We start from the raw sequence: 24,254 nt of genomic DNA on the forward strand, positions 1-24,254 counted from the left end.
AGCCGTACCCCATCGGCTTGAATCACCCCCAAAGGGGGTGTTCGTTGACAGGGGACAACCTTCCGGATAAACCGCGACGCAGAAAGGTGCCCTGGGCGGCTCCGGTGTCCGCCGGACTGGCGGCAGCCGCCGCGAGCGTGCTGGCCGCGTCCGTGGAGTGGGAGATCCCGCCCGCCGCCAAGGTCGGCGTGACCGTGGCCGCGGCCCTCCTCGTCGGCCTGACCACCTGGGCCACCACCGAGTCGCGCGGCGCGGCCAAGAGCCGGCCCCGATTAGAGCCCGGCCCGCTGGCGCCCGACCAGTGGCCGCCCGTGCCCGAGCACTTCACCGGCCGCGCCGAGGCGCTGTCCGAGCTGCGCGGCGTGTTCGCCGCCCGGCGCAAGGCCTCCGACCTCTCGCCGCCGCTGGTCGTCTCCGTGTACGGGCGGGGCGGCGTCGGCAAGTCGGCGCTGATGACCAGGTTCGGTCAGGAGGTGGCCGGCTGGTTCCCCGACGGCCGCCTCTACGCCGACCTGCGCGGCGGCGTGGACGCCCCGGTGCGGCCCGACGAGGTGCTGATCGGCTTCCTGCGGGCCCTGGACGTGCGCCTGACCACCGACCCCGGCGGCCTGGAGGAGCTGCGCAAGCTCTGGCTGACCTGGACCAAGGGCCGCAGGATCCTCATCGGCCTGGACAACGCGCACGACGCCGAACAGGTCAAGCCGCTCATCCCGGCCGAGCCGGGCTGCGCGGTGCTGGTCACCTCGCGCGCCCCGCTGTTCCTGAACGGCACGCACGACACGCGGCTCGGCGAGTTCAGCGAGGCGCACGGGGTGGAGCTGCTGGCCAGGCTGGCCGGCGGGGCCAGGGTCGTGGACGACCTGGAGGCCGCCAAGGAGGTCGTGCGGCTGTGCGACTACCTGCCGCTGGCGATCAACATCTGCGGCGGCCGGCTGGCCACCCGCGAGCAGTGGACGATGCGCGAGATGGCTCACCGGCTGGCCGACACGCGGCGCATCCTCGACATGCTGGAGGTGGCGCCCACGGTGGACAAGAGCGTGCGCGCCTCCGTGCAGCTCAGCTACGACGACTGCACCGGCATGCAGCGCCGCCTGCTGCGCCTGCTCAGCGCGCTGACCTCCCCGGACGTGCCCGGCTGGGTGGCCGGCGAGCTGCTCGACATCTCCGGCCTCGACGGCGCCGACCAGCTCGAAGCGCTCATGGACGCCCAGCTCGCCGAGTGCTCGGGCACCGACCAGACCGGCGCCATGCGTTACCGCCTGCACGACCTGGTCCGGGTGTTCGCCGCCGAGCTGGCCGATCATGACGAGGACGAGCGGCGCAGGGCCGCCATCGAGCGCGTGCTCTACGGCTACCGCCGCCGCGCCGAGACGGCGGCGCAGAACCGCTGGCCGCAGGACTGGAGCAGGGGCGGCCGGCGGGCCAGCGCCGACGGGCAGCTCGGGGCTGGCGACTGGCTCAACGCCGAGCGGCTCTCCCTCATCGCCATGATCCACCTGGCCCACCAGCTCCGGCTCTGGGAGCTGACGTGGGGGCTGGCCAGGGCGTTCTGCTCGCTGTGTCACTCGCTGCGCGCGTACTGGGCCGACTGGGTGGCCGTGGCGGAGCTGGGCTGCGAGGCCGCGGAGAAGACCGGCGACCGCCGCTCGATGGCCATCGCCCTGCTCGACGCCGCCGCCGTGCACGGCGGGCTGGGCCTGCGCGAGCGCGGGCTGGCGGAGTCGGAGCGGGCGCTGGCGCTCTTCACCGAGCTGGGCGAGACCTGGTGGGCGGCCAGGGCCATGCGCACGATCGGCATGACGCTGTTCAGCGACGGCCACCTGGACCGCGCGCAGGACTTCCTGATCGGGGCCATCACCGGCTTCAAGGGCGAGGACGACCTGTGGTGGATGGCCCGCACCCAGCGCAACCTGGCCGAGATGCGGATGGCGGAGCGGCGGCCCGAGGAAGCCAGGGAGCTGCTGGAGGACGCCCTGGAGATCTTCAAGCGCGAGGGCAACCGCTACTCCGAGGCCCAGACCCTGCGCGTCTACGGCGAGGTGCTGGCCGCCCAGGCGCGCGGCGAGCACCGCGACGGCGACCACCGGCTGGCCGCCAACCTGTTCACCAGGGCAGGCTTCAGCCTCGACCGGGCCGGCGAGATGTTCAAGCAGCGCGGGGAGCTGTGGGAGGAGGCGCGCTGCCTGCGGGCCGCCGGCGAGGTGGGCGACCCGGACAACGGGCTGCGCGAGCTCGACTACGTCCGGCGGGCCGAGGAGATCCTGGTCGCGCTGGGCGACTCGTGGGGGGTGGCCAGGACCGCGGTGTCGGCCGGGCGGGCGCTGGCCAGGCTCGGGCGGATCGAGGAGTCCGAACAGGAGCTGCGCCGGGCCGTGCGGGAGTTCGCCGAGCTGGAGGACCGGTGGTGGATGGCCAGAGGGCTGCGCTACCTCGGCGAGGCGCACCTGGACGCGGGCGGGCGCGGGGCCGCGGTGGAGCCGCTGGAGCAGGCCAGGGAGATCTACCGCAGCCTCGGGAACGAGGCCGGCATGCGCAGGACGCTGGAGCTCCTGCGGCGCGCCGCCCCCTCTGCCTGAGCAGCTTTACGTGAGCGGTGATCGCAACAGCTCTCCGGCCGCCTGCCTGGCCTGGAGGATGCTCTCCTCGAACAGCTTGCGCACGTGAGCCGCCTGATCCGACAGCTCCCTGATCCGCTCGTGCGCCAGCTCGTCCCGTACGGTCTCGGCGAGGAGCTGCTGGTACTCCGGGGTCTTGGCGGCCAGCTTCTCCAGCCGGGTGTGCGCGTGGTACACCTTGTCCGCCTTGAGCACCTGTTTGGCGTACTTCTCCAGGTGGCGCACCCGCTGGGAGAGCGACGTCCAGGCGGCGTCCAGCGCGCTGGTGTACGGCTTGAACGCGTCCTCCATGCCCGGCGGCAGCTCACGTGGGATGATCTTGCCGTGCTCCGCGTGCATCGACGACAGCTTCCGCAGCCGGGTGGCGATCTGCCAGATCTCCTCCGGCAGCGACACCTGGTTGTCGATGCTGTCGATCAGCCCCGCCTTGTGCACCGCCGAGGCCATGATCGCCTCGACCGCGTTCTGCGCGCGGCGCAGGAGCTGCTGGCAGGGATAGTCGAGGTCCTCCGGCAGGATGTACTGGTTGGCGTGCTCCCTGGCGAGGCGGAGTCTTCGCTTGGTCGATCTGTAGGTGCTGTCCATCGCCATCCACCGGATCAGGACGATGAGGCCGACTCCCATGCTCGCGATGAAGAAGTATTCCGGGCCGGCCACGAACATCAGGAACATCAGGAAGGCCGGCAGGACGAAGAGCAGGGCGGGGTTGCGGGTCGTGTCCATTCGCGCGCCCGATCGAGCCATGCGGAGAATGTGCGGACTCGACCGCAGCTCGACCGAGATCTCCGGGTGCAGCGATGGATCGATCACCAGCCGTGGAGGCAGAGCACGTGGATCCATACGTTCATGCTGCGTTATGAACCGCGAATCCGCTCATAGTTGAGGGACATATAGGGTCGTAATAATGAGTGAGACGACGAGGTGGATCGATCTGGAAGGCGCGGTCAACGCGCGTGACCTGGGCGGACTGCCGACGAGCGACGGTGGCCGCACCCGTCGCGGGCAGATCTTCCGCGCCGACAACCTGCAAGGGCTGACCGCCGCCGACGTGGCGCTGCTGGTGGGCGAGCTGAACCTGCGGCACGTGGTGGACCTGCGCTCGAACGCCGAGGTGTCGCTGGAGGGGCCGGGGCCGCTGACCCGGGTGCCCGAGGTGCGCCACCACCATCTGACGCTGTTCGCGGAGGGCGGCCGGCACACCGACGTGGAGGCCGACACCATCGACGGCGACCGGGTGCTGCCCTGGGCCGAGCGGGTGGTGGACGAGGAGCTCCGGGTGACCGGCTTCTACTTCGGCTACCTGCGCGACCGGCCCGACTCCGTGGTGGCGGCCCTGCGGGCGATGGCGCTGAGCGACGGCGCGTCCCTGGTGCACTGCGCGGCCGGCAAGGACCGCACCGGGGTGCTGTCGGCGCTGGCCCTGGAGCTGGCCGGGGTGACCCGGGAGGCGATCGTCGAGGACTACGTGGCAACGGGCGAGCGGCTGGAGCTGATACTCAAGCGGCTGCGGGGCAGCGGCACCTACCGCGACGACCTCGACTCGCGCCCGGCCGACGACCACCTGCCCAGGGCGCGCTACATCGAGCAGTTCCTCGGCGTGCTCGACGACCGCTTCGGCGGGCCGTTGGGCTGGCTGTCCCGCAACGGATGGACGGACGAGGACACCGCCGCCATGCGCGCCCGCCTGCGCGGCTGACCCTCCATGGATTCAGCTATGCGTCGAGGTGGACGACGATCCGCTCGGTCGCGGACAGGCGCGCCGCCTCGATGATCGCCAGCACGTCCACCGCGCTCTCCGGATCGACGGGCGGCGCCGCGCCCTCGCGCAGCGCCGCCGCCACGCCCCGGTAGAAGTCGAGGTACGCCCCCGGCTCCGTGCGTACGATCTCGCGATCGTCCTGCGTGCCCAGCACGCCCCAGCGGTCCTCCACGTCGTCGCCGAACCCCGGCGAATCGGGCGTCATCCCCGCCCTGAGCCGCTCCTCCTGCACGTCCATCCCGTACTTCACGAAGCCGGCGGCCGAGCCCAGCACCCGGAAGCGCGGCCCGGGCATGGCCGCCATCGAGCTGGCCCACAGGTGCGAGCGGGCACCGCCCGCGTGGGTGAGCGCGATGAACGTGTCGTCGTCGGCCGAGACCTGCGCCCGCCGGACGTCGCTCTCGCAGTAGACGTCGCGCACCGGCCCGAGGAGCTGCACGGCCTGGTCGACGAGGTGGCTGCCCAGGTCGTACAGCAGGCCGCCGACCTCCTCGGGGCCGCCGGACTCCCGCCAGCCGCCCTTCGGCACCGGCCGCCAGCGCTCGAACCTCGACTCGAACCGCAGCACGTCGCCCAGCCGCCCCTCGCGGGCCAGCCGGCGCACGGTGCGGAAGTCGCCGTCCCAGCGCCGGTTGTGGAACACGGTGAGCATGAGGTCGCGCTCCTTGGCCAGCCGGACCAGCTCGCGGCCCTCCTCGGCGGTCCTGGCCAGCGGCTTGTCCACGACGACGGGCAGGCCCGCGTCGAGGGCGGCGGTCGCGGTGGCCACGTGCGTTCTGTTGGGCGAGGCGACCACGACCAGGTCGCACCGCTCCCACAGGTCACGCACGTCGGCCACCCCGGCCGCGCCGTACCGGCCGGCCACCTCGGCCTGGCGATCGGGATTCCTGGTGACGACGGCCACCAGGGACAGGCCGGGAGTGGCGGCGATCAGCGGGGCGTGGAAGTACGCCCCAGCGGTGCCGTAACCGACGAGGCCGACGCGAATCTCACTCATCGACCCAGCGTATCGAGGGGGCGCCCGCTACTCGTCGTCGCGTTCGGCCAGGAAGCGCTCGAACTGGGCGGCCAGCTCGTCACCCGTGGGCATGGGGGTGGTCTCGGCCATCAGGTTCTCGCGCTCCGCGCCCGCGGCGAACGCGTCGTACTGTTGCTCCAGCCCGCTGATGGCGGTGGACAGCTCGCTCGATGCCCGGATCTGCTCCTCGATTTCCGTCGTCGTACGGCGGGCCGCGTCGCGCAGCGCGTCCATCGGGAACACCAGCCCCGTCCCCCGCGTCACGGCCTCCAGCCCGCTCACCGCGGCGGTCGGGTACTCCGCCTGCGACAGGTAGTGCGGCACGTGCACCGCGTAGCCCAGCGCGTCGTGGCCCTGCGCCCCGAGCCGCAGCTCCAGCAGCGCGGCGACGCTGCCCGGCACCTGGACACGCCCGAACGCGCTGGTCTGCGCGTTGATCAGCTCCGGCCTGCTGGCGTGCATCGTGATGCCGAGCGGGCGGGTGTGCGGCACGGCCATCGGGATGCCGTGCAGCGTCACCAGCTTGCTCACCTTGAGCTCCGCCACCAGCGCCCCGACGGCCTTGGTGAACAGCTCCCACTCACGGTCGGGCTCGGGCCCGCTCATCACCAGGAACTGCGTGCCCGTCGAGTCCTTGGCGACATGGACGGCCAATTCGGGGTTCTCGCACTCCATCCACCGGTCGGTGTCGAACGTCATGATGGGTCGCCGCGACCGGTAGTCGAGCAGCCGGTCCACGTCGAACGTCGCCACGACCCGGTGCTCCAGCTCGGCCAGCAGGTGGCCCACTGCCAGCCGTCCGGCCGAGCCCGCGTCGACGAAGCCGTCGAAGTGGTACAGCAACACCGGATCGGCAAGCTCGGGCGCGTCGGCTGCGAGCTCGTAGAGATCCTTCGGGTCGAACACGGTTAAACAGCCTTTCCCTAGGTACTCTTCTCCAGAACCTACGGCGGGTCGTATCGATTCCGCGCACGGCACCCTATCGAGGGACAATGGACCCATGGACGGGGATCCAGAGCTGGAAGAGTTCGCCACCAAGCTGTTCGACCTGGCCAGGGCGGGGGAGACCGAGACGCTGCGCGCCTACGTCGCCGCCGGGGTGCCGGTCGACCTGACCAACGGCAAAGGTGACACTTTGCTGATGCTGGCGGCTTATTACGGTCACGTCGAGACCGTACGCATGCTTGTAACAAGCGGGGCCGATCCGAATCGTGCCAACGACCGTGGGCAGACGCCGCTCGCGGGCGCGGTCTTCAAGAAGGAGTCTGCCGTGGTCAGAGCCCTGCTGGACGCGGGGGCCGATCCGGAGGCCGGGCAGCCGTCCGCGCTGGAGACCGCGCGAATGTTCGCGAATGACCAGTTTATCCAATGGTTCGCGCAAAGAGATTCATAGTATGAAATAAGCATTAAAGGGCTCGAAGTTGCCGAGTGTGGCCTTTCGAACACTCGATAGTCATGCTGGGGGCGTGGCTACTTCTGCGCACTCCTTCAGTAGGCGACCGCTCCACATCCCTCCGTTGCCATGTCCGTTCCCGAGTGAGATCAACGTTCATGCCTCGGAGGTCGACGCGGAGAGCCACGCATGGCTGGCCGCCTCACACATGCTCAACGGCGCCGACACCATCGAGCACTTCCGGCGCTCAAAGATCGGCCTGCTCGCGGCACGGACCAACCCCACCATGCCGCGGGACAGCCTCCGGTTGATCAACGACTGGTACAACTGGCTCTTCGCCTTCGACGACGCGTTCTGCGAAGGCGAGCTCATGGGGCACCGGGCCTCGGCACTGGCCCGCGCCCTGCCGCCGCTCCTGGAGATCCTCGACGGACGCCGGGAACCCGACGCCGGCGACCCGTTCGGTCTCGCACTCAACGAGCTGCTGCGCCGCATCTCCGCGTACGCCACCCCCGCCCAGGTGGACCGGTGGCGCATCACGGTGAAGGAATACCTGTTCGCCCAGATCTGGGAGGCCGCCAATCGCGAGGTAGACCTCATCCCCACCCCCGAGGACTACGTCCTCATGCGCCGCATCACCGGCGCGACCTACACCTGCTTCGCCCTCATCGACGCGGGCGGCGGCTACCGGCTGGAGGCGGAGGAGTGGCACCACCCCGACGTCCGCACGCTCTCCGACCTGGCGTGCGACCTCATCGGCTGGGACAACGACCTCCTGTCGTACGCCAAGGAACGCGGCAACGACAAGGCCCGGCACAACCTCGTCACCGTACTGGCCACCCACAAGGCCCTGTCACTGCAGGACGCGCTGCACGAGGTCGCGCAGATGCACAACGACGCCATCGCCGCGTTCCTCGACCGGCGGGCGGCACTCGAACAGTGGGCCCCGCTCCCGGTCCGCAAGTACGTACGAGGCCTCGAGCACTGGGTGCGAGGCCACATCGCGTTCTCCCTCGGCAGTGCCCGTTACGTGCACGCCTGGCCTGACGGCACCCAGTGGCCGCAGGCCGTCTGACGGTCCCCCCGGCCTGACGGCACCCCGCCGCAGGCCATCGGAAAGTGTCTGAAAACGGTCCCGCAACCTCAGCTCTCGTCGGGGGCGTCCGGGTCGTCCAGCGCGACCGCGGACGCCTCATCGAGATCCAGCCGGGCGCCCTCCTCGAAGGCGTCCTTGTAAGCCAGCTCGCCCATCCGCCGCCGGCAGTCGCGCATGCACGCGTTGTGCTCCTCGGTCATCCACGGCGCGCCGAGCTGCGGCAGCCCGGCCGTCTTCCAGTTCTGCTGCAGCGCCCCGAGCAACTGGGCGGCCAGCGTGAGCTTGTCGGACAGGACGAAGATCCGCGCCGCCGTCTCCAGCGCCATCAGCGTGCCCAGCGTGTCGTGGAAGTGCCGCTTGATCCGCAGCGCCTCCCTGGCGTTCTGCAGCGCGTCCGTGATCCTGCCGGTCGCGATGCGGGTGCCGGCCAGCGCCCACTGCGCGTACGAGCTGACCCACAGCTCGCCGCGCTCCTTGCACACCTGGAGGCAGTCCTGCAGCAGCGACTCGGCCTCGTACAGCTCGCCCTGCGTGGTCAGCACGATCGACAGCTCCACGATCGCGGGCAGCAGGCCCGGGTTGAGCTCCCTGTTCTCGGTGTTGAACTCGATCGCCACGCCGAGCAGCGCGCTGGCCTTCTGCAGGTCGCCCTGCAGCAGCGCCGCCGTGCCCTGCATCTTCGAGGCCAGGATCACGGCCCGCGAGTCGCCCACCCGCACCGCCTCGGTGCTGCACGTCTCGGCCGCCGCCAGCGCTCCCGCGCTGTCGCCCTGCGCGCTCTTGACGTACGACAGCACCCACAGCGCCTTGCAGCGCTCCTTGCTCACCGTGGGGTTGGCCTCCAGCGCCCGCTCCAGGTACAGGCGCCCCTCGCGGGCGAAACCACAGCACACCCACATGAACCACAACGACGACAGTAACGTCAGCGCGAGCGCCGACTTGCCCGGCGACCTGAGCGCGTGCTCCAGCGCGACGCGGACGTTGTCGTGCTCCTGCCGCATGCGGACGAACCAGTAGATCTGCCGCGGGCCCGACCAGGCGTCCTCGCTGCGCTGGGCCAGGCTCAGGTAGTACTCCAGGTGCCGCTGGGCCATCTGCTCCTTCTGGCCGAGCTTGTCGAGCCACTCCTCGCCGTACTCGGCCAGGGTGTCGATCAGCTTGTACCGTACGCCCGCGTGGTTGCTCCTGATCAGCAGGATCGACTTCTCCACCAGCCCGGTGACCAGGTCGGTGATGTCCTCCGACGGCAGCCGGCCGTCGGAGCAGACGAAGCGGGCCGCGTCCAGCTCGAAGTCGCCCGCGAAGACCGACAGCCGCGCCCACAGCAGCCGCTCGGCGGGCTCGCACAGCTCGTGGCTCCAGCCGATCGCGGCGCGCAGCGTCTGGTGGCGGGGCAGCGCCGTCCGGCTGGCGCCGGCCAGCAGGCTGAACCGGTCGGCCAGCAGGCCGAGGATCTGCTCCACCGACAGCGCCCGCAGCCGCACCGCGGCCAGCTCGATCGCCAGGGGGATGCCGTCGAGCCTGCGGCACAGCTCCGCCACCGGCGCGATGTTGTCCTCGTCCAGCACGAAGTCGGGCACGCTGCCGCCCGCCCTGGCCGCGAAGAGCTGCACCGACTCGTTGGTGAACAGGCTCTCGGCCGGATCGTCGCCAGGCACCTGCAGCGGCGGCACCGGCACCACGTGCTCGTAGGGCAGGTGCAGCGACTGGCGGCTGGTGGCCAGCACCTTCAGGTTGGGCGCCGCCTCCAGCAGCTCGTGCACCAGCTCGGCGCAGCCCTGCACCAGATGCTCGCAGGTGTCGATGATGAGCAGCATGTCGCGCTCGCCCACCCACTCCGACAGCGACTCCGACTCCGCCCGCGACGACTGGTCGGCGATGCCGAGCGCGGAGGCGATTGTGTGCTTGACCATGCCCGCGTCCTGCAGCCGCGCGAGATCGGCGAACCAGACGCCGTCGGGGTAGTGGGAACGCACCTGGTGCGCCAGCCGCAGCACGGTGCGGGACTTGCCCACTCCTCCGATGCCGGTGACGGTCACCAGGCGCGACTCGCTGAGGTGCCGTTTCAGGTTGGCGAGCAGGCGAGTCCGGCCGATGAAGCTGGTGAGCTCCGCCGGCAGATTGCCTTCACGCCGCCATCCGGTCGGGGTGGCCATGGGCAGCCTCACGGGGGGTAGGCGACACCTGCCTTCGCATCGTACCGCCGTGGTCGCGGCCTGTCCTTGGACCGGCGGACACGCTCGGTGCCGGTTTGTACGCCTGGGTAGCATGTCCGTCGTGGAGGATTTTCTACCTGAGCAGCTGCTGCCCGAACAGAGCGCCGACGACACCGATCTCGGCTGGGGTGACTGGCGCGAGCCCGACACCGACGCCTTCTACCTGGACAACCGCCCGCCGCACTGGGACTAGCATCCCTCTGGACAACCGCCCGCCGCACTGGGACTAGCCTCCCTCGCATGTACGCGCTGCGCCCCGCCACCCCCGCCGACTACGACGCCATCGCCGCCGTCCTCGACTCCTGGTGGGGGCGCCCGATCCAGGGCGCCCTGCCCCGGCTCTTCCTCGATCACTTCCACCGCACCAGCCTGGTGGCCGAGGGGCCGTCCGGCGAGCCGGCGGGCTTCCTGATCGGCCTGCTGTCGCCGTCGCTGCCCGACGAGGCGTACATCCACTTCGTCGGCGTCTCGCCCGATGCGCGGCAGAGCGGGCTGGCGCGCGCCATGTACGAGCGCTTCTTCGAGCTGGCCCGCGCCGACGGGCGGCGTGTGGTCAAGGCCATCACCGCGCCGGTCAACGGGGCTTCGATCGCCTTCCATCGCCGCATGGGGTTCGACGTGAGCGAGCCGACGCCGGGCTACAACGGCCCCGGCACGAGCCTGGTCACCTTCAGCCGCCCGCTGTAAGGTCCTCGCGCGGGTTCAAGCCTGTCGCGGAGGCCCTTCAGCCGTTCGTTGCGGGAGGTCCTGCGCTTCAGCCGTCCGCTGCGGAGGTTTTGCGCCCTCAGCCGCCCACTGCGGAGAGTCCTGCGCCCTCAGGCGTCCGTTGCGGTGGTCCTGGCCTGGGCCAGGGCGGTGCGTTCCGCCTCCACCAGGCTCCGGCAGCGCGCCACCTCCTGCTCCACCCGCGCCTGATCCCACCCCAGCACCCCCGCCATCAGCCCCGCGATCACCGGCGCCGCCTGGTCGGCCAGCTCGTTCGACTCGATGAGCATCCGCGTCCTGCGCGCCACGATGTCCTCGGCGTGCAGCGCGCCCTCGTGGGTGACCGCGTAGCAGACCTCCGCCTTCAGCCACGGGCCAGGCTCGATCAGCGGCTCCCCGAGCGAGGGGTCCGCCCGGATCAGGCCGAGCACCTCCATGGCCAGGTTCCCGTAGCGGCGCACCAGGTAGGCCACGGAGTCCACGTCCAGGTCGTGGTCCTCGGCGATGCGGCGTACGGACCGTTCGAGCGCGGGCAGCCCGTCCGCGCCGAGCAGCGGCAGCCGCTCGGTCACCGACTCCGGCACGTCATACCCCTCCAGCGCCGCGTCGATCACGTCCTTGGCCATGATCCGGTACGTGGTGTACTTGCCGCCCGCGATCGTGGCCAGGCCGGGCAGCGGCACGTCCACGACGTGCTCGCGCGACAGCTTCGTGGTGGACGAGCTCTCGTCGGCGGCCACCAGCGGCCGCAGCCCCACGAAGAGCCCGACCACGTCGTCCCTGGTCAGCGGGCGGGCCAGCACCGAGTTGGCGTGCTCCAGCAGGTAGTCGACGTCCGCGCCGGTGGCGGCGGGCTCGGCGCGGTCGCCCTCGTAGTCGGTGTCGGTCGTGCCGACGATCCACCGCCGCCTGGTCCACGGGATGATGAACAGCACGCTCTTCTCGGTACGGATGATCATGCCGGTCCGCGAGTCGATCGCCTCACCCGGCACCATGACGTGCACGCCCTTCGACATCCGCACCTTGAAGCCCGGCTCCGCCGCCCCGGGCAGCGCGGCCACCGGATCCGTCCACACGCCGGCGCAGACCACCACCGCGTCGGCGGCGACATCCCCCTCACGGCCCGTCTCCTCGTCGCGGACCCGCGCCCCGACCACCCGCTCGCCGCGCTCGTCGCGCAGCATCGCCACCGCCGCGGCCCTGGTCGCGATCACGGCGCCGTGCGCGGCGGCCGTGCGGGCCAGGGCGAGGGTGAAGCGGGCGTCGTCCACCTGCGCGTCGTAGTAGATCATCGCGCCGGTCAGCACGTCGCTCCGCAGGCCGGGCGCGAGCCTGCGGGCCTCCTTGAGCGACAGGTTCCGGTGCCTGGGCATCGGCCGCCGCACGCCCTCCAGCGCGTCGTACAGGGTGAGCCCCGCCGCCACGTACGGCTGCTCGATCACCTTGCGGCGCAGCGGGTACAGGAACGTGACCGGCCTGACCAGGTGCGGCGCCAGCCGCGAGACCAGCAGGTCGCGCTCCTTGAGCGCCTCCCTGACCAGCTTGAAGTCGAACTGCTCCAGATACCGCAGCCCGCCGTGGATCAGCTTGCTCGACCTGCTGGACGTGCCCGCCGCCAGATCGCGGCTCTCCACGAGCGCCACCCGCAGCCCGCGCGAGGCGGCGTCCAGCGCGGCGCCCGCCCCCGTCACGCCCCCGCCGACGACCAGCACGTCGAACGTCTGCCCGGCGAGCCGGTCGATCGTCTCCTGGCGGTTCCTGGCGTCGAGCGCGCCGGTCAGCCCCATACCGCACCAGTCGCTTTCCGTAATAGATCAATCACAGAACGTGTTCGTTCCCTGGATCAGGGAATGGCACACAACGCCGCATCAAGGAGGTGACCGGTGGCCGGACGTCCCACCCACAGGGAGCTGACGGGCGAGCTCGTCGCCGAGTTCGCCGGGACGATGGTGCTCATCCTGTTCGGCGCCGGAGTCGTCGCCCAGGTCGTCGCCGCCCAGCTCGGCGACCACGACAGCATCGCCTGGGCCTGGGGCATCGGCGTGATGCTCGGCGTCTACGTCGCCGGGCGCACCACGGGCGCGCACCTCAACCCCGCCGTCACGCTCGGGTTCGCCGTCTGCAGGGGCTTCCCCTGGCGCAAGGTCATCCCGTACGCCCTCGCGCAGACCGCCGGAGCCTTCGTCGCCGCCCTCATCGTGCGCTGGAACTACTCCGAGGTGCTGGCCATGTTCGACCCGGGCCACACCCTCAAGACGCAGATCGTCTTCTCCACCCTGCCCGGCAACGGCACCTTCCCCGTCGACATGTGGGGCGGCCTGCGCGACCAGATCATCGGCACCGCCATCCTGCTCTTCGTCGTCTTCGCCCTGTCCGACACGGCCAACATGGCGCCGGGCGCCAACCTCGGGCCGTTCGTCATCGGCCTGCTCGTCGTCGGCATCGGCATGTCCTTCGGCACCGACGCCGGCTACGCCATCAACCCGGCACGCGACTTCGGGCCCCGCCTGGCCAGCTTCCTCACCGGCTACGGCGGCGCGTGGCGCGACCAGTACGGCGACCTGTACTGGTGGGTCCCGATCGTCGGCCCGCTGATCGGCGGCGTCCTCGGAGCCTCCCTCTACCAGGCGTGCATCGCCCGTTTCCTCCCCCAGGGCGAGGACCGCGACACCGTGAAGCCGTCCGACTGAACCAGGGGAGCAGAGCACCATGCCGGACTTCGTCGGCGCCGTCGACCAGGGCACCACCAGCACCCGCTTCATGATCTTCGACCATGACGGCGCCGAGGTCGCCAAGTACCAGCTCGAACACGAGCAGATCCTGCCCAGGGCCGGCTGGGTCGAGCACAACCCGATCGAGATCTGGACCAGGACCGCCGCCGTCATCCAGACCACGCTGCAACGCACCGGCCTGCACGACACCGACCTGGCCGCCCTCGGCGTCACCAACCAGCGCGAGACCACCGTCGTGTGGAACCCGCGCACCGGACGCCCGTACTACAACGCCATCGTCTGGCAGGACACCCGCACCGACCGCATCGCCGCCGCGCTCGAACAGGACGAACGCGGCCAGGTCATCCGCGACAGGACCGGCCTGCGGCCCGAGGCCTACTTCTCCGGCGGCAAGATCCAGTGGATCCTCGAGAACGTGCCCGGCGTCCGCGAAGCCGTGGACCGCGGCGAGGCCGTCTTCGGCAACACCGACACCTGGACCCTGTGGAACCTCACCGGCGGCGTCAACGGCGGCGTGCACATCACCGACGTCACCAACGCCAGCCGCACCATGCTGATGGACCTCGACACGCTCGACTGGGACGACGAACTGCTGTCGTACTTCGGCATCCCCCGCGCCATGCTCCCCGAGATCCGCCCCTCCGCCGACCCCACCGGCTACGGCGTCACCGCCCGCTACGGGCCGTTCGGCGGCGAAGTGCCGATCACCGCCATCCTGGGCGACCAGCAGGCCGCCACCGTCGGCCAGGTCTGCTTCTCACCCGGCGAGGCCAAGAACACCTACGGCACCGGCAACTTCCTGCTGCTCAACACCGGCACCGACCGCGTGCGCTCCCAGTCCGGGCTGCTCACCACCGTGGCCTACAAGTTCGGCGACCAGCCCGCCGTCTTCGCCCTGGAAGGCTCCATCGCCGTCACCGGCTCCGCCGTCCAGTGGCTGCGCGACCAGCTCCACGTCATCACCTCCGCCGGCCAGAGCGAGACCCTGGCCCGGCAGGTCGCCGACTCCGGCGGCATGTACTTCGTGCCCGCCTTCTCCGGCCTGTTCGCCCCCTACTGGCGCGCCGACGCCCGCGGCGCCATCGTCGGCCTGTCCCGCTACAACAACGACGCCCACCTCGCCCGCGCCACCCTCGAATCCATCTGCTACCAGAGCCGCGACGTGGTCGAAGCCATGCAGCGCGACTCCGGCGTCGTCCTGGACGTGCTCAAGGTCGACGGCGGCGTCACCGCCAACGACCTGTGCATGCAGCTCCAGTCCGACATCCTCGGCGTCCCGGTCAGCCGCCCCGTCGTCGCCGAGACCACCGCCCTCGGCGCCGCCTACGCCGCCGGACTGGCCGTCGGCTACTGGAAGGACACGGGTGAGCTGCGGGCGCACTGGGCGGAGTCGCGGCGGTGGAACCCGAGCTGGAACGAGGAGCGGCGGGAGAAGGCTTACGCGGGCTGGAAGAAGGCCGTCACCAAGGCCTTCGACTGGACCAACGACTGAAACCCCCGCCTTCTCGCCCCAACTCCAGCCCACCACACCCTTCACCGCTCAACTCGCGACGCCCTCCACGCACACCGCTGCTTTGCCTCGCGACGCCCTCCACGCAGTGCGGCCTTGCCTCGCGACGTCCTTCACAGCGCGGCCTTGCCTCGCGACGTCCTTCACACAGCGCGGCCTTGCCTCGCGACGCCCTCCACACACCGCAGCCTTACCTTGCGACGTCCTTCACACACCGCAGCTCCAACTCGCCACGTCCATCACACACCGTGGTCTTGCCTCGCCACGTCCTCCAGACACTCCGGCCCTAACTCACCACGTCCTTACGCCGGAACCGCCGGAACGCCACCGCGATGAGAATCACCGCATACGTGATCGACACGGACGCCCCCTTCACCATCCCGCTCCAGTCCAGCTCAGGCACCAGAGCATCGGTCCAGGCCGTGTTCCAGAACGTCGGCAGGAACTCCCGCAACGCCCCCAGCGCCTCGACCGCCTGCAGAATCGTGGAGACGATCCACAACCCGACCGCCCCGCCCACGGCGCCGAGCGGGGAGTCGGTCATGGTGGAGATGAGAAACGCCAGGGCGGCCACGACAAGCTGGCTGACCAGCGCGTACCCGATCACGATCCCGAAGCGCGGCAGCACGTCCAGAGCCGGGATGGTCTCTCCCGTGCCGGGCACCGTGATGTCGTCCCAGCCGAACGCCAGCGTGCCCGCGAGCAACCCCATCAGCGGCAGGCAGATCACCGCCGCCGCCGAGTAGCCGAGCGCCACGATCAGCTTCTGCCGCAGCAGCCGGTCGCGCGGGATCGGCGCCGCCAGCAGGTACCGCAGCGACGACCAGTTGGCCTCGCTGGCCACCGTGTCGCCGCAGAACAGCGCGACCGCCACCACGAGCAGGAAACTGGCCGACACCGACAGCACGAACGCGGCGAAGTTCAGCCCGCTCTGCGTCGCCAGATCCGACATGCGCAGCGCCGACTGCCCCTGCGAGCTCGACTGCGGCCCGATCTGGAACGCGATCACCAGCACCCACGGCAGAGCCAGCAGCAACGCGAACATGCCCAGCGTGCGCCGCCGCTTGAACTGCCTGACGATCTCCACCCGCAACGGCAGCGTACGGTTCGGCGCGTAGCCGGTCGCGGCGGTCATTGCTTGTCTCCGATGAGGTCGAGGAACACGTCTTCCAGTCGCGGCCCGTGCCCGTTGGCGACAGTGGGGGCCGAGCCGAGCAGCCGCGACACGGGACCGGCCGACACCAGCCGTCCGCGCTGCATCACCACCACATGGCTGCAGGTCTGCTCCACCTCGGCCAGCATGTGGCTGGACACGATCACGGTACGGCCGTCGCGCGCGTACCGCTTGAGCACCTCCCGCATCTCCCGGATCTGGGGCGGGTCGAGCCCGTTCGTGGGCTCGTCCAGCACGAGCAGGTCCGGCAGCCCGAGCATCGCCTGCGCGATGGCCAGCCGCTGGCGCATGCCCTGCGAGTACGTACGCACGGCGCGTTCGAGCGCCTTGCCGAGGTTCGCGATCTCCAGCGCCTCGTCGAAGTGCGCGTCGGCCGGGGGCCGGCCGGTGGCGGCCCAGTACAACTGGATGTTGTCGCGCCCGGACAGGTGCGGCAGGAAGCCCGGCCCCTCCACGAACGACCCCAGCCTGGACAGCACGGGCGCGCCCGGCGTCACCTGCTCGCCGAAGATGCGGATCTCGCCTGCGTCCGGCTGGATGAGGCCCATCATCATGCGCATCGTGGTCGTCTTGCCTGCGCCGTTGGGGCCGAGCAGGCCCAGGACCTGGCCGCGCTCCACCCGGAACGACAGGTTGTTGACGGCCAGCTCGCCGTTACGGTACGCCTTCGTCAGCCCGCTGATCTCCAACGGCACCTCGGCCGGGCCACCCACCGACGCACCATTACTCGCGGCCGACGTCCCGCTGTCAGCCGCCGATGCGCCGCTGCTTGCGGCCGACGTCCCGCTGTCCGCCGACAACGCGCCGCTGCTCGCCGCCGACGTCCCGCCGCCCGCTGCCGATGCGCCACTGCTCGCCGCCGATGCGCCGTTGCTCGCGGCCGATGTTCCGCTGTCCGCCGACAACGCGCTGCTGCTCGCCGCCGACGTCCCGCCGCCCGCTGCCGATGTGGCGCTGCTCGCCAACGACGCACCGTTGCTCGCCGCAGACACCTCGCTGCTTGACGGTGACGCGCCGTCGCCGTTGTGGGCAGCCACGCCGTCCTCCCGGCCGCCCACAACCACCCGACCGGCGTCACCATCGCGCCCGCCGTCATCGCTTCCCCCGTCGGCGGCGCCACCGTCGGCACCACTCCCGGCGGCGGCGGTCACGAGAACGGGATCATCCTGCGCCGACCCGCCACCCGTCACCCCAGCAGTCCGAATCCGGGACCGCGTCGTGGTACGCCCGGTAGCCAGCACGATCCCCGCGACCACCACAGCGGCCAACGGCATCGCCCACACCCACCACGCCACCCCGGTAGGAGCAGCGGCCAAGGTGCCGACGGTGGGAACGCTGACGGCGGGCGACGCCAGCGCCACCCGGTAGGCGGCAGGCTGCGCAGGAGTGGCGAAGCCCATGTCGGTCGTGGTCACGACCAGCCGCAGCCGATGCCCCACGGCGAAGCGATGATCCACGGCAGGCAGGCTGACCGTGGCCTCCGCACTGCCCGCCCCCTCCGGGATCATCACCCGGATCGGTGCCACCAGCCCGGCGGGCAAGGTGGGTAGCTGGGTGTCGTCGGCCACGTCGTACAGCTTCGCGAAGAGCGTCGCCTCGCCCTCACCCGTCACTCTGATCTTGGCACTGGGGCTCCCGGTGAGCTGAAGGGGAGCGGTGAGAGGCCCTGACTCGAACGTGGCGCTCTGTCCCGGCATGTCGATCGAGACGCCGCTGCCGGTGTTCTGGCCGCCCAGCAGCCCGCCGATGCCCGGCACGGTCGAGATCGAGGCGGGGGCGCCGCCGGGCGGGTTGACGATGTTCTGCTCGGGGCCGTTGAGGGCGACGGTGGTGGTGTCGGTGCCGGTGAGGCCCGGGTAGGAGGCGGCCTCCGGGTGGAGACGGATGCGCTGGCGGGTGCCGGGGTCGCGTCCGCCGTCACGCGTCACCGTGAACGCGCTTACCGGCGGCGCGGCCTGCCCGGCGCCCTCGCCCTTGAGGTAGCGGGCGAACCAGGCGGCCGACTGGTCGAAGAGCCAATCGGCCTCGCCGTTGCCGCCGTCGTGGCCGCCGTCGAACCAGGCCAGGCTCACCGGGGTGCCCGCCGCGGCGATGGCCTTGGCGTTGGCGTCGGCGTGGCCGAGGGGGAAGAGCGAGTCGCGCTGGCCCTGGATGAGCAGGGTGGGGGCCTTGATCTGCCCGGCCACGGTGATCGGGCTGGACTTGCGCAGCAGCTCGACCGCCTCCGGGGTGGCCCGGCCGTCCTTGGCGACCTGCTGGTAGATGGCGCAGACCTCGGGCAGGAACCTGCCGCACCGCGCCTGCTCCTCCGTCAGCGGCCCGGCCGCGGCCTCCCTGCGTCCGAGCAGCGACGTGGCGTCCAGCGAGACGCCCTGGCCGAAGAAGATCCCGGCCCACATGCGCTTGAAGACCCCGCTCGTGGCAGCACCCCCGGCACCCTGACCCCCGGCCTGCGTGGCCGCAACCCCAGTGCCGGTGCCGCCAGGCTGCGCGGCAGCCGCCCCGGCGTCGGTCGGCTGTGCGGCCATCGCCCCGGTGCCGGTCGGCTGGGCGGCGTTGGTCGGCTGTGCGGCAGTCGTCCCGGTGCCGGAAGGCTGGGCGGTGCCGGAGGGCTGGGCGGTGCCGGAGGGCTGGGCGTCAGCGGCGTCGGCGTTGCCGTCGGTGTCGGTGTCGGTGTCGGACGGTTGCGTGTCAGTGGCCCCAGTGCCGGACGGTTGCGTGGCTGCGTTGGGGAAGAGGGCGTCGGCCAGGTCCGACCAGGTGATCTGCGGGACGATGGCGTCCACTCGCTGGTCGAAGGCCGCCGTCATCAGCGCGATGGCCCCGCCGTACGACCCGCCCGCGATCCCCACCCGAGGGTCGCCGGCGGCGTCGAGAGCGACCTCGGGCCGTTTGGCCAGCCAGTCGATGAGCTGCTTGACGTCCTTGACCTCGTAGTCGGGCGAGTTGAGCGCGATCTGCCCGGTCGAGCGCCCGAAGCCGCGAGCCGACCAGGTCATCACGGCGTAGCCCTGCTGGGCGAGGCGGACCGCCTGGTCGCGCATGCTCTGCTTGCTGCCGCCGAACCCGTGGGCGAGCAGCACGGCGGGCGCCTTCCCGCCGTCGGGAGGCGCGAAGAACGTCGTATCGAGCTCGACCCGTTGGTCGTCGGCTGGTCCGTCGACGACGGTTATCTGCTGGTCCTGGCCTCGCACCTCGGGTGCCGACGGCCACACGAGCCAGGTCGTCACCCCGATGAGGGCGAGTGCCGCAACCAGGGCGGCCACACGCTTCATGCGGTGAGCCTACTTTCCGCACCTGAGAGATCCCTGAGACGGAGTGGCGCCGGGACCTGCTGAAAGGTGCTAAGAGAGGTGGGCGGGTGGGTCGTGGACTCGCCGCAGAGGGACGGGGGCGCCGGTCATGACGCCTGCAGGTTCTCGGCGGAGAGCGCTCTGGCCACGGTGAGGCTGTCCTCGTAGATGTGGTAGCGGGTGATCAAGCCGTCGGTGACCGTGAGGTGCAGGGCGAACGGGGAGGTGTAGGAGCGGCCGGTGGCCGCGACGGTCTGCGCGATGTCGCCGAGCACGACGGCGTCGTCGCCGTCGACCAGGATCCGCGCGACGGAGGTGCCGTTGAGCTCGGGCACGTGGTACGCCCCCAGCATGCGGAAGTGCTCGGCCACGTCGGCCCGGCTCGAACGAGGCCGGATCCACGGCACCGCGGGATGCCCCTCGGCGGGCCAGTTGAAGCGCCACTCGCTCTTCTCGGCGAACAACTCGGCGACCCGCTCGGCGTCACCCTCACCGATCCGGCGCAACAGCTCCTGCACAGTGTCGTAAGTAGTCATGATTCATCCCATAAGTCCGATTAAGCGGTCGATGCATGTGTCAGTCTCCTCGGATAGGTGCGGCGTGGCGATTACCTGAGAGGTAAGTCAGCCCATGATCGCGTAGACGGTGGTGGCGTGGGCGGCCGTCTCCGTGCTGCCCTCGGCCGTGAACGTGATCTCGGTGAACGCCAGCGTGCGCCCCAGCTTCGTGATGCGCACGTCGAGCAGCACGTCCTTGCCCACCACCGGCCGCTGGAACGTCGTGGACTGCTGCACCGTGGTCATCGGCACGAACCCGCCGCGCGCCGACGAGACGGCGAGCACCGTGGCGGTGTCGGCCGCCGCCATCATGGCCTGCCCGCACAGCCCGCCCCCCTCTCTGGCCAGGTCGTCGGACCAGGGGAGCCGGACGAGGGCGTGGCGGTCGCCCACCTCCTCCACCCGCAGGCCGAGCTGCTTGATCCAGGGGGCGAAGTATTCCTGGAGAATCGCCTCTGCGTCTTCTGGAGTCACGGGCTCATCATGCACGCTGGACGGGGTGCTGGAGAGGCCCTGCGAAGAGCCTGTGGACAAGGCGCCGCGGCCCCGGACGAGGCTGTGGGCAAGGTGCTGCAAGCCGGGGCGCGGCTGTGGGCAAGGGGCTGCAACCCCGGGCGCGGCTGTGGGCAAGATGTGGCGGCCCCGGGTGCGGCTGTGGGAAACCGGTCCGGGAGAACGGGAGAACGGGAGGACGGCATGTCGAACGGTGCTCACCCGGCGGCCCGTGTGGACGACGGCGCGCAGCCGTCCGTGGTCGAGATCTTCACCCCGTCCACCTACGAAACGGCCGTCCCGTACGAGCTGTTCGCCCGCCTAAGGGAAGAATCGCCCGTCCGCTGGATCCCCGAGCCGCCCATCGGCCCCTGGCGCGAGGGCCCCGGCTTCTGGGCGGTGTTCAGGCACGCCGACGTCAAGCACGTACTGCGTACCAGCGAGGACTTCTCCTCGCACCTCGGCGCCACCCAGATCCGCGACCCCGACACCCCCGCCGACCTGCGCTTCGTCCAGTCGCAGATGCTGAACATGGACCCGCCTGGCCACTCCAGGCTGCGCAGGATCGTGGCGGCGGCGTTCACGCCGCGCGCCGTGCGGGCGCTGGAGCGCACGATCGCGGAGCGGGCGGCGGCGCTGTTCGAGGCGGGCGAGTGCGACTTCGTGGAGGTGGCCGCCGACCTGCCCGTGTGGACGCTCGCGCACGTCATGGGCGTCCCCGCGCAGGACAAGCGGCTGCTGTACGACTGGGCGTCCCGCGTGATCGGCTACCAGGACGACGACTACGCGCGCCTGTCCACGGCGGACGTCGCCTCGCTCACCCCCATGGGCCGACTGGCGCTCGCGGCCAGGCCCGAGCTGAGGCCGGGCGTCAACCCGCGAGCGAGGGCCGCGCTGTCCGACATGTTCGCCTATGCCCACGCGCTGGCGGAGACGCCCGTGGACGGCGAGTCCGTCATGGCGGCGATGCGCGAGGGTGGCCTGACCGAGGCGGAGTTCGAGAATATGTTCTTCCTGTTCGCCGTCGCCGGCAACGAGACCCTGCGCAACGGCATCCCCGGCGGCCTGCTGTCCCTCCTCCAGCACCCCGCCGAGCTGGCCCGCCTGCGCGCCGACCCCTCCCTGCTGGACTCCGCGATCGAGGAGATGCTGCGCTTCTGGCCGCCGGTCATGCACTTCAGGCGGACGGCGACGCGCGACCTCACCCTCGGCGACCGGCGCGTCAAGGCGGGCGACAAGGTCGTCGTCTACCACGCCTCCGCCAACCGCGACCCGTCCGTCTTCCCCGGCCCCGACCGTTTCGACGTCGCCCGCACCCCGAACGACCACGTCAGCTTCGGCTTCGGCCCGCACTTCTGCCTCGGCGCCCATCTGGCCCGCGCCCAGTTCCGCTCCCTGTTCAGGGAGCTGCTGGCCTGGGACGTCGAGCTCGCCGGCAGCCCGCGCCGGCTCACCTCCAACTTCCAGAACGGGCTCAAACACCTCCCGGTACGCCTGCGCCGCCGGAACTGAACGCGAAAAACCTTACGATCACCGGCATGGACGACTATCTGCGGATCAATGAGGCCAGTTGGAACGCCCGCGTCCCCATCCACGTCGCCAGCGACTTCTACGACGTGGCAGGCTTCAAGGCCGGCCGGAGCCCGCTGCGGGCGTTCGAGCTGGCGGAGATCGGCGACGTGGCCGGGCGCCGCCTGGCGCATCTGCAGTGCCACTTCGGCCTCGACACCCTCTCCTGGGCCAGGCTCGGCGCCGAGGTGACCGGCCTCGACTTCTCCGGCGCCGCGATCGAGCAGGCCAGGAGCCTCGCCGCCGAGTGCGGCCTGCCCGCGAGGTTCGTGACGGCCGACGTCTACGACGCGCCTCAGGCGCTCGGCGAGACCTACGACATCGTCTACACGGGCCTCGGCGCCCTCGTGTGGCTGCCCGACCTCACCCGCTGGGCCGAGACGGTGGTCGCCCTGCTGAACCCCGGCGGTTTCCTCTACCTCGCGGAGTTCCACCCGTTCCAGAACATGCTGGACGACGACACCGGCACCCGCGTCGTGCGCGACTACTTCAACCGCGAGGCGCAGGTCTGGGAGTACCCGTACACCTACACCGGCGACGACGTCCTCGAATACCAGACCTCCGTGCAGTTCGACCACGGCGTCGGCGACGTCGTCAGCGCGATCGCGGCGGCCGGGCTGCGCGTCGAGTTCCTCCACGAGCACGACCACACGCTGTTCCGCCGCTTCGCCGGCCTGGTCGAATCCGACGGCGCCTACCGGTGGCCCGCCGGCGCCCCCAGGATCCCGCTCATGTACTCCCTGCGCGCCTCGGCGAGGTGAGGCCCCGCGATCGGACTGTACGGGGCAGATGACCGTAAGATTCTCTGCCGTGAAGTCTCCAGCATCGTTCAAGAGGGCCGCCGCCTGGGCCCTGCCCTACTGGACTCGCGGCGAGGCGGGCCGCGAAACCCCCCAAGACCTGTTCAGGGTGCTCTATTTCGGCTGGCTGGCGGCGTTCACGCTCAAGGTGCTCGGCTCGGCATGGGACGTCTCGTGGCACTTCAAGTGGCTGCGTGACGACCTCGCCCCACCGCACCTGCTCAACTCCGCCGGCACGGCCATCGTCGTCGCCCTCACCATCATCCACGGCTACACCGGGTACGGCGTCGACAAGATCGCGCTCCGGCTCATCCAGTGGGGCACCGGCACCTTCCTCGTCGCGGTGCCGCTCGACCTGATCAACCACCGCGTCAACGGGCTCGACATCACCTCGTGGAGCCCGTCGCACATCCTGCTCTACGTTGGAACGTTCTTCATGATCGCGGGCGTGATCCGCGGCTGGTACCTGGGTGCGCGGCAGGGCCGGGAACGGGTCGTCGTGCTCGGCGCGTTCTTCGCGTTCTTCCTGGAGAACATGCACTTCCCCGAGCAGCACCAGGAGTACGGCATCCTGTCGCTCGGCGCGTGGGACAACGGCGCGACCTACGCCGAGCCGATCCTGCTCCAGTTCGCGGCCGACCAGATGGGACGGCCCATCGACCGCACCATGATGGCCGGCTTCACCCTGCCCGTGCCCGACTACCTGTATCCGGTGTACGCCGTGGTGGGCGTGCTGACGGTGCTGGTCGTGGCCAGGGCGATGGTCGGCAGGTTCGGCGCGGCCACCCTGGTGGCGGGCAGCTACGTGCTGTTCAGGACGCTGATCTGGCCGCTGCTGACCTTCACCGGCTTCCCGCCGTCGGCGGTGCCGTTCTTCATGGTCGTCGCCGGGCTGCTGGTGGACCTGGCGTTCCTGGTACGCGTGCCGGTGGTGCGCGCGGTGCTGGGGGCGGCCGGGGTGACGGCGATCGCGTACGGCGCTCTGGTGGCGCAGAACGCCATCATGGGGCCCGTGTACGGCGCGATCACCGGGCAGGAAGGGCTGTCGGGGGCGCCTCCGCTGGCCACGCCGTCCGCTGTGTGGGCGGGGCTGGGGCTGCTCGTCGCCTGGCTGGCCATCGAGTGGATGGCGGGCAGGCGCAGGCAGCGGCCGATCGAGGCGCTGCCGCGGCCGGTGATCGCACCGGCCGCGCCGCTGGCTTAGGAGATCGGACGGAGAACGGCCCCTTGTCTTTCGGCAGGGGGCCGTTCGCGTGGCGCCGCTCGTGGACGGGAGCGCAGTCTGGACGGGTTCACGGCAGGCGCGGAGGTCACGCGGGCACGAC

The 24,254-nt window shown here is 70.8% G+C and carries 20 protein-coding genes; 11 read left to right on the forward strand and 9 right to left on the reverse strand.

Annotated elements, in window-relative coordinates:
- Positions 1-104: 104 nt before the first annotated feature.
- Positions 105-2,576 carry an ATP-binding protein gene (locus ABD331_RS00160; protein WP_344470022.1) on the forward strand — a complete coding sequence of 824 codons (2,472 nt, stop codon included), beginning with the start codon at positions 105-107 and terminating at the stop codon, positions 2,574-2,576.
- A 6-nt stretch (positions 2,577-2,582) separates the two neighbouring features.
- Here ABD331_RS00160 and ABD331_RS00165 read toward each other — a convergent pair whose 3' ends face one another.
- On the reverse strand, positions 2,583-3,455 hold the full coding sequence (locus ABD331_RS00165) for a hypothetical protein (protein ID WP_148434205.1): 873 nt from the start codon (positions 3,453-3,455) through the stop codon (positions 2,583-2,585).
- A gap of 64 nt (positions 3,456-3,519) precedes the next feature.
- Between ABD331_RS00165 and ABD331_RS00170 the strand changes: the two genes are divergently transcribed.
- The gene (locus ABD331_RS00170) at positions 3,520-4,311 is read left to right on the forward strand and encodes a tyrosine-protein phosphatase (protein WP_344470024.1); all 792 of its coding nucleotides are present in this window, start codon (positions 3,520-3,522) and stop codon (positions 4,309-4,311) included.
- A 16-nt stretch (positions 4,312-4,327) separates the two neighbouring features.
- Here ABD331_RS00170 and ABD331_RS00175 read toward each other — a convergent pair whose 3' ends face one another.
- Complete coding sequence (locus tag ABD331_RS00175; protein ID WP_344470025.1) at positions 4,328-5,371, reverse strand: Gfo/Idh/MocA family oxidoreductase; 1,044 nt, start codon at positions 5,369-5,371, stop codon at positions 4,328-4,330.
- 27 nt (positions 5,372-5,398) lie between these two features.
- Positions 5,399-6,298 (reverse strand): proteasome assembly chaperone family protein, encoded by a 900-nt coding sequence (locus ABD331_RS00180; RefSeq protein ID WP_344470026.1) that lies wholly within the window; start codon positions 6,296-6,298, stop codon positions 5,399-5,401.
- Between the two features lie 94 nt (positions 6,299-6,392).
- Here ABD331_RS00180 and ABD331_RS00185 point away from each other — a divergent pair, with 94 nt between their 5' ends.
- Both ABD331_RS00185 and ABD331_RS00190 read left to right on the forward strand, forming a co-directional pair.
- Positions 6,393-6,785, forward strand: coding sequence for an ankyrin repeat domain-containing protein (locus ABD331_RS00185; protein ID WP_344470028.1), 393 nt, complete (start codon positions 6,393-6,395; stop codon positions 6,783-6,785).
- Positions 6,786-6,909: 124 nt separating this feature from the next.
- Positions 6,910-7,860, forward strand: coding sequence for a terpene synthase family protein (locus ABD331_RS00190; protein WP_344470029.1), 951 nt, complete (start codon positions 6,910-6,912; stop codon positions 7,858-7,860).
- A gap of 68 nt (positions 7,861-7,928) precedes the next feature.
- Here ABD331_RS00190 and ABD331_RS00195 read toward each other — a convergent pair whose 3' ends face one another.
- A complete protein-coding gene (locus ABD331_RS00195; RefSeq protein ID WP_344470030.1) occupies positions 7,929-10,049 on the reverse strand; it encodes an ATP-binding protein in 2,121 nt (706 codons plus the stop codon).
- Positions 10,050-10,158: 109 nt separating this feature from the next.
- Between ABD331_RS00195 and ABD331_RS00200 the strand changes: the two genes are divergently transcribed.
- Together ABD331_RS00200 and ABD331_RS00205 are read left to right on the forward strand one after the other, a co-directional pair.
- Complete coding sequence (locus tag ABD331_RS00200) at positions 10,159-10,290, forward strand: hypothetical protein (RefSeq protein ID WP_262379474.1); 132 nt, start codon at positions 10,159-10,161, stop codon at positions 10,288-10,290.
- A gap of 47 nt (positions 10,291-10,337) precedes the next feature.
- Positions 10,338-10,784 (forward strand): GNAT family N-acetyltransferase, encoded by a 447-nt coding sequence (locus tag ABD331_RS00205; protein ID WP_344470031.1) that lies wholly within the window; start codon positions 10,338-10,340, stop codon positions 10,782-10,784.
- A gap of 128 nt (positions 10,785-10,912) precedes the next feature.
- On the opposite strand, the gene ABD331_RS00210 is transcribed toward ABD331_RS00205, so the two are convergent.
- A complete protein-coding gene (locus tag ABD331_RS00210; protein ID WP_344470032.1) occupies positions 10,913-12,589 on the reverse strand; it encodes a glycerol-3-phosphate dehydrogenase/oxidase in 1,677 nt (558 codons plus the stop codon).
- 96 nt (positions 12,590-12,685) lie between these two features.
- Between ABD331_RS00210 and ABD331_RS00215 the strand changes: the two genes are divergently transcribed.
- Complete coding sequence (locus ABD331_RS00215; protein ID WP_344470034.1) at positions 12,686-13,492, forward strand: MIP/aquaporin family protein; 807 nt, start codon at positions 12,686-12,688, stop codon at positions 13,490-13,492.
- Positions 13,493-13,511: 19 nt separating this feature from the next.
- A complete protein-coding gene (gene glpK, locus ABD331_RS00220) occupies positions 13,512-15,026 on the forward strand; it encodes a glycerol kinase GlpK (protein WP_344470036.1) in 1,515 nt (504 codons plus the stop codon).
- Between the two features lie 304 nt (positions 15,027-15,330).
- Here the strand turns inward: glpK and ABD331_RS00225 are convergent, their stop codons facing one another.
- The 4 genes from ABD331_RS00225 to ABD331_RS00240 all read right to left on the reverse strand — a co-directional run bounded on the left by ABD331_RS00225 (position 15,331) and on the right by ABD331_RS00240 (position 20,542).
- Positions 15,331-16,179, reverse strand: coding sequence for an ABC transporter permease (locus ABD331_RS00225; RefSeq protein WP_344470038.1), 849 nt, complete (start codon positions 16,177-16,179; stop codon positions 15,331-15,333).
- The gene (locus ABD331_RS00230; RefSeq protein ID WP_344470039.1) at positions 16,176-19,493 is read right to left on the reverse strand and encodes an alpha/beta fold hydrolase; all 3,318 of its coding nucleotides are present in this window, start codon (positions 19,491-19,493) and stop codon (positions 16,176-16,178) included. The genes ABD331_RS00225 and ABD331_RS00230 overlap by 4 nt, the downstream gene beginning before the upstream one ends.
- Positions 19,494-19,618: 125 nt before the next feature.
- Positions 19,619-20,047, reverse strand: a complete 429-nt coding sequence (locus ABD331_RS00235; protein WP_344470041.1) for a nuclear transport factor 2 family protein — start codon at positions 20,045-20,047, stop codon at positions 19,619-19,621.
- An 87-nt stretch (positions 20,048-20,134) separates the two neighbouring features.
- Positions 20,135-20,542, reverse strand: a complete 408-nt coding sequence (locus ABD331_RS00240; RefSeq protein WP_344470043.1) for a PaaI family thioesterase — start codon at positions 20,540-20,542, stop codon at positions 20,135-20,137.
- A gap of 222 nt (positions 20,543-20,764) precedes the next feature.
- Here ABD331_RS00240 and ABD331_RS00245 point away from each other — a divergent pair, with 222 nt between their 5' ends.
- The 3 genes from ABD331_RS00245 to ABD331_RS00255 are packed head-to-tail and all read left to right on the forward strand — an operon-like array spanning position 20,765 to position 24,133.
- A complete protein-coding gene (locus tag ABD331_RS00245; RefSeq protein WP_344470045.1) occupies positions 20,765-22,072 on the forward strand; it encodes a cytochrome P450 in 1,308 nt (435 codons plus the stop codon).
- Positions 22,073-22,098: 26 nt separating this feature from the next.
- Entirely contained in the window at positions 22,099-22,890 is a 792-nt protein-coding gene (locus ABD331_RS00250; RefSeq protein WP_344470046.1) for a class I SAM-dependent methyltransferase, read from the forward strand.
- A 49-nt stretch (positions 22,891-22,939) separates the two neighbouring features.
- On the forward strand, positions 22,940-24,133 hold the full coding sequence (locus tag ABD331_RS00255; protein ID WP_344470048.1) for a hypothetical protein: 1,194 nt from the start codon (positions 22,940-22,942) through the stop codon (positions 24,131-24,133).
- Positions 24,134-24,254: the final 121 nt, after the last annotated feature.

It is taken from the genome of Nonomuraea monospora, assembly GCF_039531895.1.
In the GTDB taxonomy this organism is placed as follows: Bacteria; Actinomycetota; Actinomycetes; order Streptosporangiales; family Streptosporangiaceae; genus Nonomuraea; species Nonomuraea monospora.

Coding starts and splice junctions, on each gene's coding strand:
- glpK (WP_344470036.1), top strand. CDS start 13,512: ATGCCGGACTTCGTCGGCGCCGTCGACCAGGGCACCACCAGCACCCGC.
- ABD331_RS00235 (WP_344470041.1), bottom strand. CDS start 20,047: ATGACTACTTACGACACTGTGCAGGAGCTGTTGCGCCGGATCGGTGAG.
- ABD331_RS00170 (WP_344470024.1), top strand. CDS start 3,520: ATGAGTGAGACGACGAGGTGGATCGATCTGGAAGGCGCGGTCAACGCG.
- ABD331_RS00225 (WP_344470038.1), bottom strand. CDS start 16,179: ATGACCGCCGCGACCGGCTACGCGCCGAACCGTACGCTGCCGTTGCGG.
- ABD331_RS00185 (WP_344470028.1), top strand. CDS start 6,393: ATGGACGGGGATCCAGAGCTGGAAGAGTTCGCCACCAAGCTGTTCGAC.
- ABD331_RS00165 (WP_148434205.1), bottom strand. CDS start 3,455: ATGGATCCACGTGCTCTGCCTCCACGGCTGGTGATCGATCCATCGCTG.
- ABD331_RS00210 (WP_344470032.1), bottom strand. CDS start 12,589: ATGGGGCTGACCGGCGCGCTCGACGCCAGGAACCGCCAGGAGACGATC.
- ABD331_RS00230 (WP_344470039.1), bottom strand. CDS start 19,493: ATGAAGCGTGTGGCCGCCCTGGTTGCGGCACTCGCCCTCATCGGGGTG.
- ABD331_RS00205 (WP_344470031.1), top strand. CDS start 10,338: ATGTACGCGCTGCGCCCCGCCACCCCCGCCGACTACGACGCCATCGCC.
- ABD331_RS00250 (WP_344470046.1), top strand. CDS start 22,099: ATGGACGACTATCTGCGGATCAATGAGGCCAGTTGGAACGCCCGCGTC.
- ABD331_RS00175 (WP_344470025.1), bottom strand. CDS start 5,371: ATGAGTGAGATTCGCGTCGGCCTCGTCGGTTACGGCACCGCTGGGGCG.
- ABD331_RS00245 (WP_344470045.1), top strand. CDS start 20,765: ATGTCGAACGGTGCTCACCCGGCGGCCCGTGTGGACGACGGCGCGCAG.